General features: G+C 55.7%; 13 protein-coding genes. 7 read left to right on the forward strand and 6 right to left on the reverse strand.

Translation table 11 applies throughout. The annotated features are described in order from the left end of the window. Positions 1-5: 5 nt before the first annotated feature. Genes xdhC through xdhA form a run of 3 tightly spaced genes read right to left on the reverse strand, consistent with a single transcriptional unit; the run spans position 6 to position 4,661 of the window. Positions 6-950, reverse strand: coding sequence for a xanthine dehydrogenase accessory protein XdhC (xdhC, locus tag TA5113_RS08315; RefSeq protein ID WP_058314593.1), 945 nt, complete (start codon positions 948-950; stop codon positions 6-8). Then, positions 943-3,288, reverse strand: a complete 2,346-nt coding sequence (gene xdhB, locus TA5113_RS08320; protein ID WP_058314594.1) for a xanthine dehydrogenase molybdopterin binding subunit — start codon at positions 3,286-3,288, stop codon at positions 943-945. Before xdhB ends, xdhC begins: the two co-directional genes overlap by 8 nt. Next, positions 3,285-4,661: a xanthine dehydrogenase small subunit gene (xdhA, locus tag TA5113_RS08325; protein WP_058314595.1), complete on the reverse strand. Its 1,377-nt coding sequence runs from the start codon at positions 4,659-4,661 to the stop codon at positions 3,285-3,287. Before xdhA ends, xdhB begins: the two co-directional genes overlap by 4 nt. A 344-nt stretch (positions 4,662-5,005) precedes the next feature. On the opposite strand from xdhA, the gene dnaE reads away from it, so the two are divergent. Beyond that, complete coding sequence (gene dnaE / locus TA5113_RS08335) at positions 5,006-8,524, forward strand: DNA polymerase III subunit alpha (RefSeq protein ID WP_058316675.1); 3,519 nt, start codon at positions 5,006-5,008, stop codon at positions 8,522-8,524. 32 nt (positions 8,525-8,556) lie between these two features. Here dnaE and TA5113_RS08340 read toward each other — a convergent pair whose 3' ends face one another. Next, entirely contained in the window at positions 8,557-8,805 is a 249-nt protein-coding gene (locus tag TA5113_RS08340; RefSeq protein WP_058314598.1) for a hypothetical protein, read from the reverse strand. Between the two features lie 74 nt (positions 8,806-8,879). Then, on the reverse strand, positions 8,880-9,074 hold the full coding sequence (locus TA5113_RS08345; protein WP_058314599.1) for a SlyX family protein: 195 nt from the start codon (positions 9,072-9,074) through the stop codon (positions 8,880-8,882). A gap of 197 nt (positions 9,075-9,271) precedes the next feature. Between TA5113_RS08345 and hisS the strand changes: the two genes are divergently transcribed. From hisS to TA5113_RS08365, 4 genes are all read left to right on the forward strand, one after another. After that, positions 9,272-10,771: a histidine--tRNA ligase gene (gene hisS, locus TA5113_RS08350; protein ID WP_058314600.1), complete on the forward strand. Its 1,500-nt coding sequence runs from the start codon at positions 9,272-9,274 to the stop codon at positions 10,769-10,771. Continuing rightward, entirely contained in the window at positions 10,772-11,857 is a 1,086-nt protein-coding gene (locus tag TA5113_RS08355) for an ATP phosphoribosyltransferase regulatory subunit (RefSeq protein ID WP_058316676.1), read from the forward strand. Continuing rightward, positions 11,854-12,552 carry an ATP phosphoribosyltransferase gene (hisG, locus tag TA5113_RS08360; protein WP_058314602.1) on the forward strand — a complete coding sequence of 233 codons (699 nt, stop codon included), beginning with the start codon at positions 11,854-11,856 and terminating at the stop codon, positions 12,550-12,552. The genes TA5113_RS08355 and hisG overlap by 4 nt, the downstream gene beginning before the upstream one ends. Positions 12,553-12,644: 92 nt before the next feature. Then, complete coding sequence (locus TA5113_RS08365) at positions 12,645-13,013, forward strand: DUF4260 domain-containing protein (protein ID WP_058314603.1); 369 nt, start codon at positions 12,645-12,647, stop codon at positions 13,011-13,013. A 55-nt stretch (positions 13,014-13,068) separates the two neighbouring features. On the opposite strand, the gene TA5113_RS08370 is transcribed toward TA5113_RS08365, so the two are convergent. Next, entirely contained in the window at positions 13,069-14,811 is a 1,743-nt protein-coding gene (locus tag TA5113_RS08370; RefSeq protein WP_058314604.1) for a serine protease, read from the reverse strand. A 153-nt stretch (positions 14,812-14,964) separates the two neighbouring features. Between TA5113_RS08370 and TA5113_RS08375 the strand changes: the two genes are divergently transcribed. Further along, positions 14,965-15,897, forward strand: a complete 933-nt coding sequence (locus TA5113_RS08375; RefSeq protein WP_058314605.1) for a glycine--tRNA ligase subunit alpha — start codon at positions 14,965-14,967, stop codon at positions 15,895-15,897. Next, complete coding sequence (locus tag TA5113_RS08380; RefSeq protein ID WP_245627138.1) at positions 15,894-16,421, forward strand: DUF6446 family protein; 528 nt, start codon at positions 15,894-15,896, stop codon at positions 16,419-16,421. Before TA5113_RS08375 ends, TA5113_RS08380 begins: the two co-directional genes overlap by 4 nt. Position 16,422: the final 1 nt, after the last annotated feature.

Below are 16,422 nucleotides of genomic sequence, written 5' to 3' on the forward strand. Positions count from 1 at the left end.
GTCCCTCATCCGAAATTTTTCCACCCAAGCGTCTGTTCTTGACCAGACTTCAATAGCTTAGCGGCGACCCCAATTGCAATTGCTTGCGGGTGTTTGCCCAAGGAAGGGTCACCGATCGGGCAGGTGATGCGTGAAATTTGATCATTTGAATGGCCCAGATCACGCAAGCGCTTTTGGAACCGCGTCCATTTGGTCTTGGACCCAATAAGTCCAGTGAATGCAAAGTCTTGTTGCAGCAAGTGGTGACACAGATTCAGATCAAGCGCGTGTGAGAAAGTCACGATCAGATGATGCGCGTCGCACGGCGCATGTTTGACCACTTGTGATGGGTCCGCCGCAACGAGCGGATCTACCGCGTCAGGAATGGTCTCCGGATAACGGGACTGTTCGGTGTCGATCCACGTGATGCCGAAACCGGGCAGGGGCGTAAACACATCCACAAATGCGCGCCCAACATGTCCAGCGCCCCAGATCCATAGGGGTTTTTGTGTCGGCGTGACGGGTTCGATGAACCACCCGTCGACCAATTGCGGTGCAATGCCTGCCCCTTGCGAACGGGCATCTGATACTTCGCGGCGCATATTAAAAGGCATGGGAGCGTCGCCCGACACGCGGCGGGCAAACACCGTGCCGTCGATTTGATTTATCCTCTCGTGGTCAAACCGCTCCGTGACCAATGTGACCGCGCCGCCGCAGCATTGGCCGAGTGCGGGTCCCAGCGGGTGCGATGAACGCTTCAGGTGTTTGCCATCTGCTAACATCTGGCGCGCAGTTTTGGTGGCTTCAAATTCCAAGGTGCCGCCGCCGATTGTGCCCGCTTGCCCATCCGCCCAGACAATCATCGCGGATCCCACTTCGCGGGGGGCAGAGCCTTTGACCTCAGCGGTGACAACCCGCATGCAAGGCCCGTGCTGGGCGGTAAGGCCTATGAGCGCCGCGCGATCAAGCATTTTGCACCCGTTGCACGGCTTGCAAGACACGCTCCGCTGTCGCCGGGGCCTGCAAATCTGGATAGGCCGATCCGCAAGACGCAACCGCATCTGACAAGGCCATCAGGGCTGAAATTCCCAACATAAATGGCGGCTCGCCAACAGCTTTAGATCGATAAATCGTATCTTCGGCGTTTTGATTTTCATAAAGATCGACATTGAAGATCGGCGGGCGGTCAGAGCATGCGGGGATTTTATAGGTGCTCGGCGCATGGGTGCGCAAAGCGCCTTTGTCGTCCCAGACCAACTCTTCGGTGGTAAGCCATCCCGCGCCCTGCACATAAGCGCCTTCAACCTGACCGATATCCAACGCTTGGTTCAGAGATGAGCCCGCATCATGCAAAAGATCTGTGCGCAAGATGCGGTTTTCACCTGTCAGCGTATCAATGACCACTTCGGTGACGGCAGCTCCGTAAGCGAAGTAATAAAACGGCCGTCCCTGACCTTTGATCCGGTCCCATTTTAGATCCGGTGTTTTATAAAACCCGGTTGCCGAAAGGCTGATCCGGTTCTCGTAACAAAGCTTCGCGGCTGCCGCGAAGCTCATCTCACTATCGCCGATCCGGACCACGCCATCGTCAAACATCACGTGATCAGCGGAGCTCTGATGATATTCGCCCAAAAACTCAGCCATCCGCGCTTTGATCGTGTCACAAGCGTTTCGCACGGCCATGCCATTGAGATCACTGCCGGAACTCGCAGCTGTGGCAGACGTGTTCGGAACTTTCGCTGTATCCGTCGCCGTAATGCGCACGGCGTCCAAACTGATCCCAAACCGCGCCGCAGCCACTTGTGCGACCTTCTGGTTCAGGCCCTGACCCATTTCGGTGCCGCCATGGTTCATCTGAACAGAGCCGTCCTGATAGACATGCACCAAAGCGCCCGCTTGGTTGAGATGCGTCAATGTGAACGAGATCCCAAATTTGACCGGCGTCAGCGCGATGCCTTTTTTCAGAATTGGGTTTTCTGCATTCCATTTCGCCACGGCCGCGCGGCGCGCAGCATAGTCACTGCTGCCAGCCAATTTCTCTGTCAGATCGTTCAGTACGAAATCAACGACCTCTTGCCCATAATGGGTCGTATTCTTCTTTGCAGAAATACTCTGGGGGGGAGTGTCGGCGCTTGCGTCGACCCGGGGGGGCAACGCCCCACCGCTTTGATCGTCATAATAGTTGACCTGTCGCACCTTAAGCGGGTCCTTGCCCAAAGCGTGCGCCACATGATCCATCACACGTTCAATGCCCAACATGCCTTGGGGGCCACCAAAGCCACGAAATGCCGTCGCAGATTGAGTGTTGGTCTTTAGGCGATGGCTCTCGATCCGCATGTGATCAAGCTGATAAGCATTGTCAGAATGCAGCATGGCGCGGTCGGCGACCGGCAATGATAGATCTTGTGCCCAGCCACAGCGGGCGAGCTGCAGAAAATCAATCCCTAGAACCCGGCCGCTGTCGTCATAGCCCACGTCATAAGAGATACGGAAATCGTGGCGCTTGCCGGTGATGACCATATCGTCGTCCCGGTCGTAGCGCATTTTGCACGCGCGTCCGGTCTTTGAGGCGACAATTGCTGTGGCCACTGCCAAAGCATTGCCTTGGCTTTCTTTTCCGCCAAATCCGCCACCCATACGGCGGGTTTCAACACGAACCCCATGCATTGGAATGCCCAACGCATCCGCGACTTTGTGTTGGATTTCCGTTGGGTGTTGGGTGGAGCTGTGCACCAGCATGTCGCCGTTTTCTTGGGGCAATGACACCGCGGCCTGACCCTCAAGGTAAAAATGCTCTTGGCCACCCATCTCAATCTCGCCCTGCAGGCGATTTGGTGCGGCCTCCAATGCTTTCGCCGCATCTCCGACGGTCCAAATACGCGGACCCTCTTCGAAATGACTGCCCGCCTTAATGGCCTCATCAATCGTCAGAATAGGCCCTTTTTCCACATATGTGATTTCTGCCAACCGCGCTGCCTTGCGCGCCGCCAAATGGGAGGTCGCCGCAACCGCAAACAATGGCTGTCCCATATAGTGAACAGATCCGGTGCTCAGCAACGGCTCGTCATGGATTGAGGGGCTTACATCGTTCTCAAACGGCAGGTCTTCTGCAGTCATCACCAAAACCACGCCGTCCGCAGCGCGTACCGCGCTCAGATCCATCGACTTGATGTCGCCATGGGCAATTGTTGAGAGGCCAAAAGCCAGATGCAAAGCGCCTTGCGGCAATGGAATGTCATCAACATAGCGGGCATGACCCGTCACATGCAGTGCGGCGCTGTCGTGGGGGATGGGTTTGGCGACGCTCATGAGGCCACCTCCAGCACAGACGTCGCTGCGCCTTGGTCCTCCAAGAAGTAACGGGTCAGCATATTTCTAGCAGTATCAATACGATAGGCGGCGGATGCACGCATGTCGCTGAGCGGCGTAAAGTCTTGATCCCAAGCGGGACGGGCTGCTGCGATGATTGTCTCTGTCCAAGGTTGCCCTCTTAGCGCGTTTTCCACATGAGCGGCACGCTTTGGAATGCCCGCCATGCCGCCAAATGCAATGCGGGCTTCTGTGACCACGCCATCTTCAACCGTCACGTTAAACGCGGCAAGCACGGCGGAAATATCCTGATCGAAGCGCTTGGACAGCTTGTAGACCTTCAGACGGTCCGGCTGTTTCGGCACAGAAATGCGTTCCACAAACTCGCCGGGCTGTCGATCTTGTTTGCCATATTCGATGAAGAAGTCTTCGATCGGCATTGTCCGACGTTCATCCCCACGGCGCAACTGAACCTGTGCGTTCAACGCAATCAGGGCCGGAGGATTGTCGCCAATCGGAGAGCCATTGGCGATGTTGCCCCCAAGGGTCGCCGCGTTGCGGATTTGGTTGCTGGCATAGCGGCGCAGCATCTCGCCATAACTTGCAAAATGGGGCGTAATTGCCGCGCGCATCTCGTTCATGTTCACACCTGCTCCGAAATGCAGCTGCGTGTCCGTTTCAGTTATCTCTTTCAAGTCTGTGCAACGCCCGAGAAAGATCACCGGGTCTAAGTCGTGCAACCCTTTGGTCACCCAAAGACCGACATCCGTGGCGCCGGCCACCAAAGTTGCGTCAGGATTGGCAAGATAGGCTGTCGCGAGCTCATCAGATGTCGTTGGCTGCATCGCGTGAGACGGCAAATCAGTGAACTGCGGTATGGGCTCATTGAGCCACTCTGCCGTGGGTTCAGTTGCGGCCTGTTCCGCGGCTCGAATGATAGGCGCATAGCCGGTGCAACGACACAGGTTCCCCGCCAACTGGTCATCCCAATCGGTGGCACCATTTTGGTGCCCTGCAACCATCGCCGTTACGAAACCCGGCGTGCAAAAACCGCATTGGCTGCCATGACAATCCACCATGGCTTTTTGCACTGGGTGCAAACTGCCGTCCGATGCCGCAATGCCTTCTACCGTCCGCACGGATTTGCCCTGCAGTTGAGGCAAGAAAAGAATACAAGCGTTAAGCGCTTTCATCTCGCCGCCGGTGTCGGCGTCTTGGACAATGACAGAACAGGCACCGCAATCGCCTTCGTTGCAGCCCTCTTTCGTACCTGTCATTGCGCGCTGATCGCGTAGCCACTGCAGAAGCGTTGTGGTGGGGTTCACATCGCTGAGGTCCACGGTCTCTCCGTTCAGAAGAAACGTGATATCCATAAAATTAACCCGTCGCCTTACCTAAGCTATGCCTTGGTACGCTTTTTCGATGCGACGTAGAAAAAGCGCGGCTTGTCATCACCTGGCGCTAGGATAGGGAGCAAAATCCCTTTCTGGCAAGGGCTTGCAAGCCAATTTGTCCAAATGATCAAAATAAATGCTTAAAAAATGGGCGCGAGGAATTGCTCTCTAAGCCTCTGAAAACAATAAAGTTAGCGAGTATTTTTTTGAAATTCTTGAAAGACTTGTCGCGCGTCTCTTCAGTGCTGCGGTGTCTTTTCTGACTTATCCACAGACCGCCAGATTTGATTTCCCCCGACGCGCCGGTGATGTAGCTTTCCCTCATGAGCAGCCAACCCCGATTCATTCATCTCCGCGTCCATACCGAATATTCCCTTCTTGAAGGGGCTGTTCGGGTTAAGAAACTCCCCAGCATTTGCGCCGAGATGGAAATGCCCGCCGTCGCCATCACGGACACAAACAACATGTTTGCGGCTCTGGAATTCTCCGTGAACGCCAAAGGGGCAGGGATTCAGCCGATTGTGGGCTGCCAGGTTGATTTGCAAATGCCCCATGACGACCCGACGGGCCGCACCCAAGCCCCGCCGCCGGCGCCGATTGTACTGCTGAGCCAACGGGAAGAGGGGTATGAGAACCTCATGAAGCTCAGCTCGTGCCTCTATGTGGCACGGCCGGATGAGGTGCCTCAGGTCACCATGGAAGAGCTTCGCGAACATTCTGCTGGTTTGATTTGTTTGACCGGTGGTCCTGATGGCCCAATGGGCCGTATGTTGCGTCAGGGTCAACGACCTGCGGCCGAAGCCATGATGCGCGAATTCAAAGACATCTATGAAGATCGGCTTTATGTGGAGCTTCAGCGCCATCCCGGAGAGGGGGGGCAGCCAGAAGCGGAACGTTTGTCTGAACGTGGTTTTGTGGAAATGGCCTACGCGATGGATATCCCACTCGTGGCCACCAATGACGTTTATTTCCCGAAATCAGATATGTACGAGGCCCACGACGCGCTGATCTGCGTGGCGGAAGGGGCTTATGTGGACCAGACCGAAGGCCGCCGTCAGCTGACTGCGCAGCACTATCTGAAAACTCCGCAAGAAATGATCACTCTGTTTGCGGATCTGCCAGAAGCGATTGAGAACACGGTCGAAATCGCACAGCGCTGCGCCTTTGGTGCGTATCTGCGTGACCCCATCCTCCCAAAATTCGCCGATGACGAGGTCGCCGAACTGCGCCGCATTGCAAACGAAGGCCTGCAAGCACGTCTGGCGGTGATCCCACATGCGGTTTCGGTAGAAGAATACCAAGAGCGGCTGGATTTTGAGCTGGGCATTATCGAAGGCATGGGATTCCCCGGCTACTTCCTGATCGTTGCGGACTTTATCCAATGGGGCAAAGATCAAGGCATCCCGGTAGGGCCGGGCCGGGGGTCCGGTGCGGGTTCATTGGTGGCTTACGCGCTGACCATCACCGACCTTGATCCGCTGCGTTATTCCCTGCTGTTTGAGCGGTTCTTGAACCCAGAACGGGTGTCCATGCCAGACTTTGACATCGACTTCTGCATGGATCGCCGGGAAGAGGTGATCCGTTACGTGCAAGAGAAATACGGTCGCGACAAGGTGGGTCAGATCATCACCTTCGGTGCGCTTCTGTCTAAAGCCGCGGTGCGTGACTTGGGCCGTGTTCTGCAGATGCCATACGGGCAGGTGGATCGTCTGTCGAAGATGATTCCGGTGGAAGGCGTTAAGCCCGTTTCTATCGAGAAAGCTCTAAAAGACGAGCCGCGTCTGCGCGATGAAGCTAAAGCTGAGCCGGTTGTGGACCGCTTGCTGAATTACGGGATGCAGGTGGAAGGCTTGCTGCGAAACGCCTCCACCCACGCGGCGGGTGTTGTGATTGGCGACCGGCCGCTGGATGCGTTGGTGCCGCTTTATCAAGATCCGCGCTCTGACATGCCAGCAACCCAGTTCAATATGAAATGGGTGGAACAGGCAGGCCTTGTGAAATTCGACTTCTTGGGCCTAAAAACCCTCACCGTCGTCCAAAACGCTGTGAACCTAATCCAAGGGGAAGGGCGCGACATACACATCAAGGCGGATGGCACCACGCTTTACGATCCCCCCGAAGGCGCGGTGAACGAGATCAACGCGATCCCGCTGGATGATGAGGCCACTTACAAACTCTACGCATCTGCCAAAACCGTTGCAGTGTTCCAGGTGGAATCCACCGGTATGATGGACGCGTTGAAGCGTATGAAGCCGACCTGTATTGAGGACATCGTTGCGCTTGTGGCGCTCTATCGTCCGGGTCCGATGGAGAATATCCCGACCTATTGTGAAGTCAAAAACGGCCTCAAAGAAATTGAATCTGTTCACCCACTGATCGATCATATCCTTGCGGAAACGCAGGGGATTATCGTTTATCAGGAACAGGTTATGCAGATCGCGCAGGTCATGGCGGGCTATAGCCTTGGCGGCGCTGACCTGCTGCGCCGCGCGATGGGTAAGAAAATCAAAGAAGCGATGGATGCAGAGCGTCCAAAGTTTGAAAAAGGCGCTGCGGAAAACGGTGTTCCGGCCAAGAAAGCGTCCGAAGTTTTTGACCTTCTTGAGAAATTTGCGAACTACGGATTTAACAAATCCCACGCGGCGGCCTATGCGGTGGTGTCTTACTACACCGCATGGCTGAAAGCGAACCATCCGGTGGAGTTCATGGGCGGCGTCATGAACTGCGATATCCATCTGACGGACAAGCTGGCGGTCTATTTCGAGGAAGTCAAAAAGCAGCTGAAGTTGCCGTATATCCCGCCTTGTGTGAACCGGTCTGAGGCGACGTTTACCGTGCGTGATCAACACCTTGTCTACGCGCTGGGCGCGTTGAAAAACGTCGGCGTGGAGGCGATGACGCTCGTGACCGAGGGGCGCAAAGTGGATGGGGTGGATAAACCCTTCGCGACCTTGTTTGATTTCGCGCGCCGGGTGAACCTGAAGAAAGTTGGCAAACGGCCACTGGAAATGCTCGCGCGGTCTGGGGCGTTTGATCAACTCGACAAGAACCGCCGCAAGGTCTTTGAAAGCCTTGAAGGGCTGGTGAATTACTCGGCAGCGATCCATGAGCAAAAAGAAAGCAATCAGGTCTCGCTGTTTGGCGAAGCGGGCGATGACTTGCCAGAGCCACGTCTGAGCAAGGCCGCAGATTGGTTGCCAGCGGAGAAGCTGGATGAAGAAGCCCGCGCCATTGGTTTCTTCCTGTCTGGTCACCCGCTGGAAGACTATATGCCTGCGTTGAAGCGTAAGAAAATTCTCACTCTAGATGAGCTGACGGAAAAAGCGCGCTCTGGGCCATGTGTTGCGAAACTTGCGGGGCGGGTGTCAGGCCGGCAGGAGCGCAAATCCGCGCGCGGCAATCGCTTTGCCTTTGCGCAGCTCTCGGACCCGACCGGGGCCTATGAGGTGACGATCTTCTCGGAGACTCTGGAAAAATGCCGCGAGCATTTGGAGACCGGCTCGAAGGTTGTTGTGAGCGTTGAGGCCAATATGGAGGCTGATCAGTTGAAACTGTTGGCGAAGTCCATTGGTCCGATTGACACGATTGTCGCGGATGCCGGATCAGCGGGTTTGCGCATTTTCGTGGAGAATGCGGAGGCCGTGGCCAATATTGCTGGCGTGCTGGATGGTGCGCGGCAAGCGGTGAAAAACGGGCCACGCGGGCCGGTGATGTTCAACCTCATGGACCCGGAATTGCCCGGCGAGGTGGAGATTGACGTGGGCGTGGAATTTCCGGTGAACCCTCAAATCAAGGGGGCGATCAAGTCTCTGCCGGGGGTTATGGCGGTTGAGGATTTTTGATCCCGGCAACTAAGCCAGGATCAAGAACAGTCTTAGTCATCAGCTGGCACCACAACGAGTTCCAGGCCATTGTCAGCAGCTTTCGTCAAACCGCCAGCGGCATTCTGTGTGCGCCCTTTGCCACCAGGGTTGGTTCCTTTGAGTTCACCTAGATCTGTAATTGTCCAGACGACCTTGCCACCCTTGTTGACGATACAGGCATCGCCATCGCAATGGCCGTTCGCGAAAGCAGGTGCTGACATCAAGCCGAGGGCAAAGACTGAGATTGTTAGTCGTTTCATTTGATCCTCCCAAAATTAGTTAACATAACCTTTTACGAGGGCAATTCGTTTTTGGATCACATTGAAGGGCGCGCTCAATAATGCGGCGGCCGTTCATCGCCCATTACAACACCACCGGTGCCCGCTGACTCACGATCCGCTTCTCGCTCCAGCAGCATCTGGACGCGGCGCTTTAGCAAGGCCAACTCTGTGTCTTGGCGGGCGATGACGTCCGAGAGTTCTTCGACGGTTTTCGTCAGGTGGGCGATTTGTTCTTCCAGCTTTTCCATGACCCCGGCCTAGGCCTTGTGGCGATGTTGGTCAAGGGAGGGGCTTTGCCCCCAAGGGACCAGAGGTCCCTCTCCCCCAGAGTATTTTGGCAAAGAAGAAGATGTGGAAGGGACAGGCCGGGTTGCTTGCAGGATAGGGGTGGGGTAAGTGCGACGCACGTTTTAATGCCCACCAATCTGACTAGGGACCCATAGCGATGGCAAAAGTGAAAAAAGCCCCGCGCCCTAAGGCGGTGACGCCCAAGGGATTCCGCGACTATTTCGGCGCTGAAGTGACAGAGCGGACCGAAATGCTGCATCAGATTGCAGGGGTGTATCATCGATATGGGTTTGAAGCTTTGGAAAGCGCGGCGGTGGAAACCGTGGAAGCGCTGGGTAAGTTTCTGCCCGATGTGGATCGCCCAAATGAAGGCGTCTTTGCGTGGCAAGAGGCCGATGAAGACGGGCAGGGCGATTGGATGGCCTTGCGCTATGATCTGACGGCGCCATTGGCGCGGGTCTATGCGCAGCATCGCAATGACCTGCCGACGCCTTATCGCCGCTACGCGATGGGCCCAGTCTGGCGCAATGAAAAGCCAGGCCCGGGCCGGTATCGTCAGTTTTATCAATGTGATGCGGACACGGTTGGTGCGCCTTCTGTGGCGGCGGATGCAGAGATCTGCGCGATGCTGTCTGATACGCTGGAAACCGTCGGCATTCCCCGCGGCGACTATCTGGTGCGCGTCAATAACCGCAAGGTTCTCAATGGCGTTCTGGAAGCCATGGGGCTGGGCGATGATCAAGCGGCCAAAGACAACGTGCTACGTACCATCGATAAGTTTGACAAAGTTGGCGCGAGCGGCGTGCGAGAACTGCTGGGTAAAGGGCGCTTGGATGCCTCTGGCGCTTACATCGACGGGGTTGGCTTGTCTGATGATCAGGCGGAACCCGTTCTCGCGTTCTTGACCTCAAAAGCGGATGATGTGGCCAAAACCTTCGCCAATTTGCGGGATGCGGTTGGCGGCTCCTCTGTGGGGGCTGACGGGATTGCTGAGCTTGAGCAGATCGGTGATTTGCTGGCTGCTGGCGGTTACGGCGCGGATCGCATTGAGATTGACCCATCGGTTGTGCGTGGCCTTGGCTATTACACTGGTCCGGTGTTTGAAGCTGAGCTGACCTTTGAAATCTTTGATGAAAAGGGGCGCAAGCGTCAGTTTGGGTCTGTCTCTGGTGGCGGTCGTTACGATGATCTGGTGAAACGCTTCACCGGCCAAGCGGTGCCAGCAACCGGTGTGTCCATTGGTGTGGACCGTCTTTTGGCGGCGCTGCGGGAGAAGGGCCGCATTGGCGGCACTACCACAGGTCCGGTTGTTGTGACCGTGATGGATCGCGACCGGATGGCGGATTATCAGGCTATGGTTACCGAACTGCGTAATGCTGGGATCCGCGCGGAAGTGTACCTTGGCAATCCAAAGAACTTCGGCAACCAGCTGAAATACGCGGATAAGCGGAACTCTCCTGTCGCAGTCATCGAAGGTGGTGACGAGAAGGCCAATGGCGTCATCCAGATCAAAGACTTGATCCTTGGGGCGAAGATTGCCGAAAGCGCCACATTGGAAGAGTGGAAAGAACGCCCAAGTCAGTTTGAAGTCCCGCGTGGGGATTTGGTGGCGAAGGTGCGTGAAATCCTCGCAAGCCAAACAGAAGGGCAGGGTTAAATGCCGAATAAAGCATTGATCCGAGCGCGGGCCGCGGAATTGCGCGCGCGCTTTGAAGCTGCTGGGGCAAAGGTGGCGGAGACTGCTGTTTTGCAGCCCGCTGAGGTGCTGCTTGATCTCTATGGCGAGGACATCCGAGCCCGCGCTTATGTGACCAGTGATACGCTGTTGGGTGAGCAAATGCTGCGCCCGGATTTCACGGTGCCTGTCGTGCAGATGCATATGGACCACGGGGCCGAGCCGGCGCGTTACACCTATTCTGGCGAGGTTTTCCGTCGTCAGGAAGAAGATACACGCCGCGCGAATGAATACACACAGGTGGGCTATGAGGTTTTTGCCCGGGAAAACCCCGCCGCTGCTGACGCAGAAGTTTTTGGTCTGGTGCATGATGCCCTGGCGCATCTCAACGCGCGCGCGGTGACCGGTGATATCGGACTGTTGAAAGCGGCCGTACAAGGCATTGAAACCACAGAGCATCGGAAGGCGGCATTGGCACGCCACATCTGGAGGCCGAAGCGCTTCCGGGCGTTGCTGGACCGGTTTTCAGGGCGCTTGCCCGTGCCTGCTCAACGTGAAGCGCTATTGGCGGAAGCTGATCCGATGCAATCGGGCGTGCCATTCATTGGTTTGCGCGGTCCGGATGAAATCGCTGCGCGTATCGAAGCGCTGCGCGAAGATCACGGGGCGATGCCAATTTCCACTGGGCAGGTGGAAATGCTGGATGCTTTGCTCGATGTTCGGGAAACCCTGCCATTTGCACTAGAGCAGCTACGCGATATTGCCGTTGATATGCCTGCCATAACCGATGCGGTCTATCGTTTGCGGGAGCGTATTGAAGCGCTTGATGCGCGCGGGATCAACGTCGATGCCATCGACTTTGAAGGCAGCTATGGGCGCACCAACATGGAATATTATGACGGGTTCGTCTTTGGTTTCCTTGCCAATGGCCGTGCTGATTTGCCTGCTGTAGCATCTGGCGGGCGTTATGACGCGCTCACTCGCGTGCTTGGGGGCGGCAATGAAATTCCTGCGGTCGGTGCGGTGATCCGTCCCGAAGTGGTTCTGGAATTGGAGGCTCAGGCATGACGATCAAGCTTGGGGTGCCCTCAAAGGGCCGTTTGATGGAGAAGACTTTTGATTGGTTCGGCGCGCGGGGAATTTCCTTGTCGCGGACCGGATCGGATCGGGAATATGCCGCCAAAGTAGAAGGTATTGAGGGGGTCGAATTGGTGCTCTTGAGTGCGGGTGAAATCCCGCGCGAACTGAAAGCGGGCCGTATCCACCTTGGGGTCACCGGTACAGATCTGGTGCAAGAGAAACTGGGCCTTTGGGAGCAGCAAGTCGAAACCATGGCCGAGCTTGGTTTCGGTCGTGCGGACCTGATCATCGCGGTGCCTCAGTGCTGGGTCGATGTGAACTTGCTCGAAGACTTGGATGCAGCGGCTGCGGCCTTCCGCGCGAAACACGGGTTCCGTTTGCGGATCGCGACCAAATTCCACCGTCTTGTGCGTGAATTTCTGCGCGATCATGGGGTTGCGGATTATCAGTTGGTGGACAGCCAAGGGGCAACAGAAGGCACAATTAAGAACCTGACTGCGGAAGCTGTCGCGGATATTACGTCGACCGGTGACACGTTGCGCGCAAACCACCTGAAGATCCTGTCTGACTCAACGATCCTGAAATCTCAGGCGACGCTGTTTCGGTCTCGGAATGCCAAGCTGGAGCAGAAACAAAAAGAAACCTTGAACGCTCTGATAAAGCAACTCGAGCTAGATCGCTAAGCATTCTTTCTGACGAAAATTGAAGGCCGGTTGGCCTTCAATTTGTATACTTACGCTCCCATCTGTCTTTTAGGGACAGTGGAGGGGGCGAAATGGCAATTGCAAAATCGTGGCAAAGAATGGAAGGAGGCTTGGTCCTTCTTGGAGCCATTTCTGCCTACATGAACCTTGATCATGGCATCGCTTGGTGGCTTGCTCTGATCATTTTTTTTGCGCCTGACCTTAGTTTTCTCGGCTACGCATTTGGACCAAAAGTTGGCGCATTGGCTTACAACTTCACGCATATTTACGGCTTCGGGGCAGTTGTCACAGCCGTCGCTTTCGCGGCTGGTTCAGTGTTCTGGATTGGTATGGGGCTATTGCTTATTGCCCATTGCGGTTTTGATCGCGTGCTTGGCTATGGGCTGAAGTCACCTGAGGGTTTTCAGATCACCCATTTGGGCAAGATCGGTAAGAGCTAAACCAAAAAAAGCCCCGCCGAAAGGGCAGGGCTTTTTGAAAAAACTTTTTGGTTTCTTACCAGCAGCTCACCAAAACAGTGACTTCGCCTGCGAGCGTCGTCAGGTCTTCCGGAGCAATGCTTCCGGCTGTCGCGCTGCTGTTGGTTGCGATGCCTTCATCATTCAAGATGGTCTGAATGGTCCGCCCGCTCGCGGCAAAGCTGACATCCGGCGGCAATTGGCGACCGGTATTTGTCGGCGCTGGCAGCAGCATGCCAACAACCGAACCGCCAGTGTCAAACACCGGGCCACCCGCATCGCCCGGCAATGGCGCGAGTGCCAGTCGTTTGAGTTCTTCTTCACCCTGCAAACCGCGCAGGTCAGCGAGCGTGCCGTAGGTCACGGTCGGTGCGCCCAAAACACCCTCGAAAGAGTAGCCTGCAACTGCAATCTCAGACTTCAATCGCGGTGTTGCAGCGCTGAAGCTCGCGACAGACATTGGGGCCAAACCTTTTGCAGGAGCTAATACCGCAACGCCAAGCTGTTCATTCACGCCCAGCAACTCTGCGTCATATTCCCCTTCAAGGGTGATCCGCTGACAGCTGTCCACAACTTCTGCCGTGGTGACAACGGTGCCTTGGCTGTTGATGAAAAAGCCAGAGCGGGAGAGTTTCGGACGGCGAATTTCAAGACCAGATAAGAGGTCCAGATCTTGGAGGGATTCAGCACCCACTGCCGGATCCATGACCCCGTCGATACGCGTGAAAGACGCGCGCATTTCGCTCAGCAAACGACGACGACGTTCTTCGTCACCCGCAGGCCATACCAGCGTAAAGCCTTTGATTTCACCGTTTTTCAGGCTGACTTCGGTGTGGCTGATCCGGGCCGCATCTTCGCCCACCAAAACAAAGCTGTCTTTGCGACGCTCGCGTGGGCCTTCCAGCGGGACCAGCTCTAGCGTTTGCATGATGTCGTAAAGGCCGAACAGCGTGGATTGGTCACCTTCTTGGCTGATAAGGACCACTTGGGCATCCACATCCGCTGTCGGCGAGAAATTCACAAATGGGTATTCCGCAGATTTCTTTTCAACAACGCCAAGCGGAACCAACATTTCGATGCCCGCTTCTAGGCTGGTATAGGCACGTAGGTCCAAGCCATCGAGCACCGCGTTATACTGCGCTTTGAGTTGCGCGCGTTGGCCGGTGGTCATCACGCCTGTGGTTTCATGGCCATTGGCTGCCTGCCATGCAGACATCGAGGCGCGGGTGCCACGACCAAATGCGCCGTCGATGGAGCTGTTGTAAAAGCCAGCCCATTGCAGCCAGATTTGCAGCTCTTTTTTCTCATCCCGCGTCAGCCGCGCTTCGCTGGCACGCGCTTCCCGTGGGGTTTCATCGGGAACGTTAAGTTCCAATACTTGTGGTTCAGAAGCGGCTTCAACCGATGGAGCAGGTTCATTTTCTGCAGGATCAAGCCGCACATTCAGCAGGTTCGCACCAATTGGCCAAAACTGGCTGCGGAAGGTTGAAGTAAAAGTCACATAGGCATCGCGTGGAATCAGCCCATCGCGGCGGTAGGCTTGCAGCACGGTTTCCGCATCTTCACGCGTGTACGGGCCAAGAGCGATGCCGTACCAGCCGCCGCCAAGGGCAAATCCGTTTACGTCTTCTAATTGGCCGGCGTATTTGATGATTTGGGCATTTGCGTCAGACAAGCTTGGCTGCGCTTCGATCTGAACCCAAGCAATGTCTTCTTGTGCAAATGCCGCGCGGCAAAGGAAGAAAAACCCACAAACGAAAGAGAAGAAAAACCGCGACATCCTGACTTGGGTCCTTTGATCGTAAAAAATTTCCTATTCGCTCGACCTTTTACCAACTTTGCGCCGTCATGCACCCTTATTTTGGCCTTTGGTGCAATTGACCCGCCTGTCTGTTGCGAATAGGTACGAAACGCGTTTGAAAAGGGCAGAGCTATGGCAGATACGGATAGCAAACCAAGGTCGTTCCAAGAGATCATCTTGCGGCTGCAAAACTATTGGGCAGCCAAAGGCTGTGCAGTGCTGCAACCTTACGACATGGAAGTCGGTGCAGGGACATTTCACCCGGCCACAACCTTGCGTTCTTTAGGCCAAAAACCATGGGCCGCGGCCTATGTTCAGCCCTCTCGCCGTCCAACCGACGGTCGTTATGGTGAAAACCCAAACCGTTTGCAGCACTATTACCAGTATCAGGTGTTGATCAAACCAAGCCCACCGGATCTGCAAGAGCTGTATCTAGGCTCTTTGGCCGCCATCGGCATCGATATGGAGATGCACGATATCCGTTTCGTGGAAGACGACTGGGAAAGCCCAACGCTTGGCGCCTGGGGTCTGGGTTGGGAAGTCTGGTGTGACGGTATGGAAGTCAGCCAGTTCACCTATTTCCAACAAGTTGGCGGCCATGACTGTCACCCGGTCTCTGGCGAGCTGACCTATGGTCTGGAACGTCTGGCCATGTATGTGCTGGGTGTGGACCACGTGATGGATATGCCATTCAATGACCCGCAATCCCCGATTGCGCTGACCTATGGCGATGTTTTCAAGCAAACAGAGGAAGAATACGCCCGTTGGAACTTTGATGTGGCCAACACCGAGGTTCTGCTGCGCCATTTTGAAGAGGCGGAAGCTGAATGCGAAGCGATCCTCGCGCAAGAACATTTAGATCCAAAGACCGGCAAAACCATCATCATGGCGCACCCGGCCTATGATCAATGCATCAAAGCCAGCCATATCTTTAACTTGCTCGACGCGCGTGGGGTGATCTCTGTCACGGAACGTCAGGCCTATATTGGCCGCGTCCGTGCTTTGGCAAAGCAATGTGCTGACGCCTTCGCGCAAACCCGCGCTGCGACCGGAGAGGCCGCGTGACCGGGAAACTTCTGTCAGGAGTGCTTGTTTTGTCTGCCATCGCAATGGGCATTGGCCTCTGGTACACCCAGATCTACGCCTTTTATGAGCCGGTGAATGCCACCGGCGCGGATGATGTGCAGATGACCCTCTTGGCGACCGGTCAACCGGAGACCGTTCTATATGAAGACTTTGAAGCCATCGACGCAGGTAGCTCTCCGATCCGCTACCGGGCGTGCTTCACGACATCTATGTCCCAAGCCATGATGAGTGAAACCTACCAACCGGTGGAAAAGGCAACACCTTTGAATGCGCCCGGCTGGTTTGACTGTTTTGACGCCGATGAAATTGGCGCCGCCCTGCGCAATGGCGACGCGATTGCCTTTATGGGTACCGAAAATATCACCTATGGGATCGACCGTATCGTTGCGATCCTGCCCGATGGCCGGGGCTTTGCCTGGCATGAAATCAACGCATGCGGCAAGCTTGCCTTTGACGGCGAAGACCTGCCCGCATCCTGCCCGCCTAAACCGGAAGACCAATAGA

Source organism: Cognatishimia activa, assembly GCF_001458335.1.
Classification (GTDB): Bacteria; Pseudomonadota; Alphaproteobacteria; order Rhodobacterales; family Rhodobacteraceae; genus Cognatishimia; species Cognatishimia activa.

Excerpts from the sequence above, each read along its gene's own strand:
- xdhB (WP_058314594.1), bottom strand. The coding sequence starts at position 3,288 with ATGAGCGTCGCCAAACCCATCCCCCACGACAGCGCCGCACTGCATGTG.
- TA5113_RS08345 (WP_058314599.1), bottom strand. The coding sequence starts at position 9,074 with ATGGAAAAGCTGGAAGAACAAATCGCCCACCTGACGAAAACCGTCGAA.
- xdhC (WP_058314593.1), bottom strand. The coding sequence starts at position 950 with ATGCTTGATCGCGCGGCGCTCATAGGCCTTACCGCCCAGCACGGGCCT.
- dnaE (WP_058316675.1), top strand. The coding sequence starts at position 5,006 with ATGAGCAGCCAACCCCGATTCATTCATCTCCGCGTCCATACCGAATAT.
- TA5113_RS08370 (WP_058314604.1), bottom strand. The coding sequence starts at position 14,811 with ATGTCGCGGTTTTTCTTCTCTTTCGTTTGTGGGTTTTTCTTCCTTTGC.
- TA5113_RS08355 (WP_058316676.1), top strand. The coding sequence starts at position 10,772 with ATGCCGAATAAAGCATTGATCCGAGCGCGGGCCGCGGAATTGCGCGCG.
- hisS (WP_058314600.1), top strand. The coding sequence starts at position 9,272 with ATGGCAAAAGTGAAAAAAGCCCCGCGCCCTAAGGCGGTGACGCCCAAG.
- TA5113_RS08375 (WP_058314605.1), top strand. The coding sequence starts at position 14,965 with ATGGCAGATACGGATAGCAAACCAAGGTCGTTCCAAGAGATCATCTTG.
- xdhA (WP_058314595.1), bottom strand. The coding sequence starts at position 4,661 with ATGGATATCACGTTTCTTCTGAACGGAGAGACCGTGGACCTCAGCGAT.
- TA5113_RS08340 (WP_058314598.1), bottom strand. The coding sequence starts at position 8,805 with ATGAAACGACTAACAATCTCAGTCTTTGCCCTCGGCTTGATGTCAGCA.
- hisG (WP_058314602.1), top strand. The coding sequence starts at position 11,854 with ATGACGATCAAGCTTGGGGTGCCCTCAAAGGGCCGTTTGATGGAGAAG.
- TA5113_RS08365 (WP_058314603.1), top strand. The coding sequence starts at position 12,645 with ATGGCAATTGCAAAATCGTGGCAAAGAATGGAAGGAGGCTTGGTCCTT.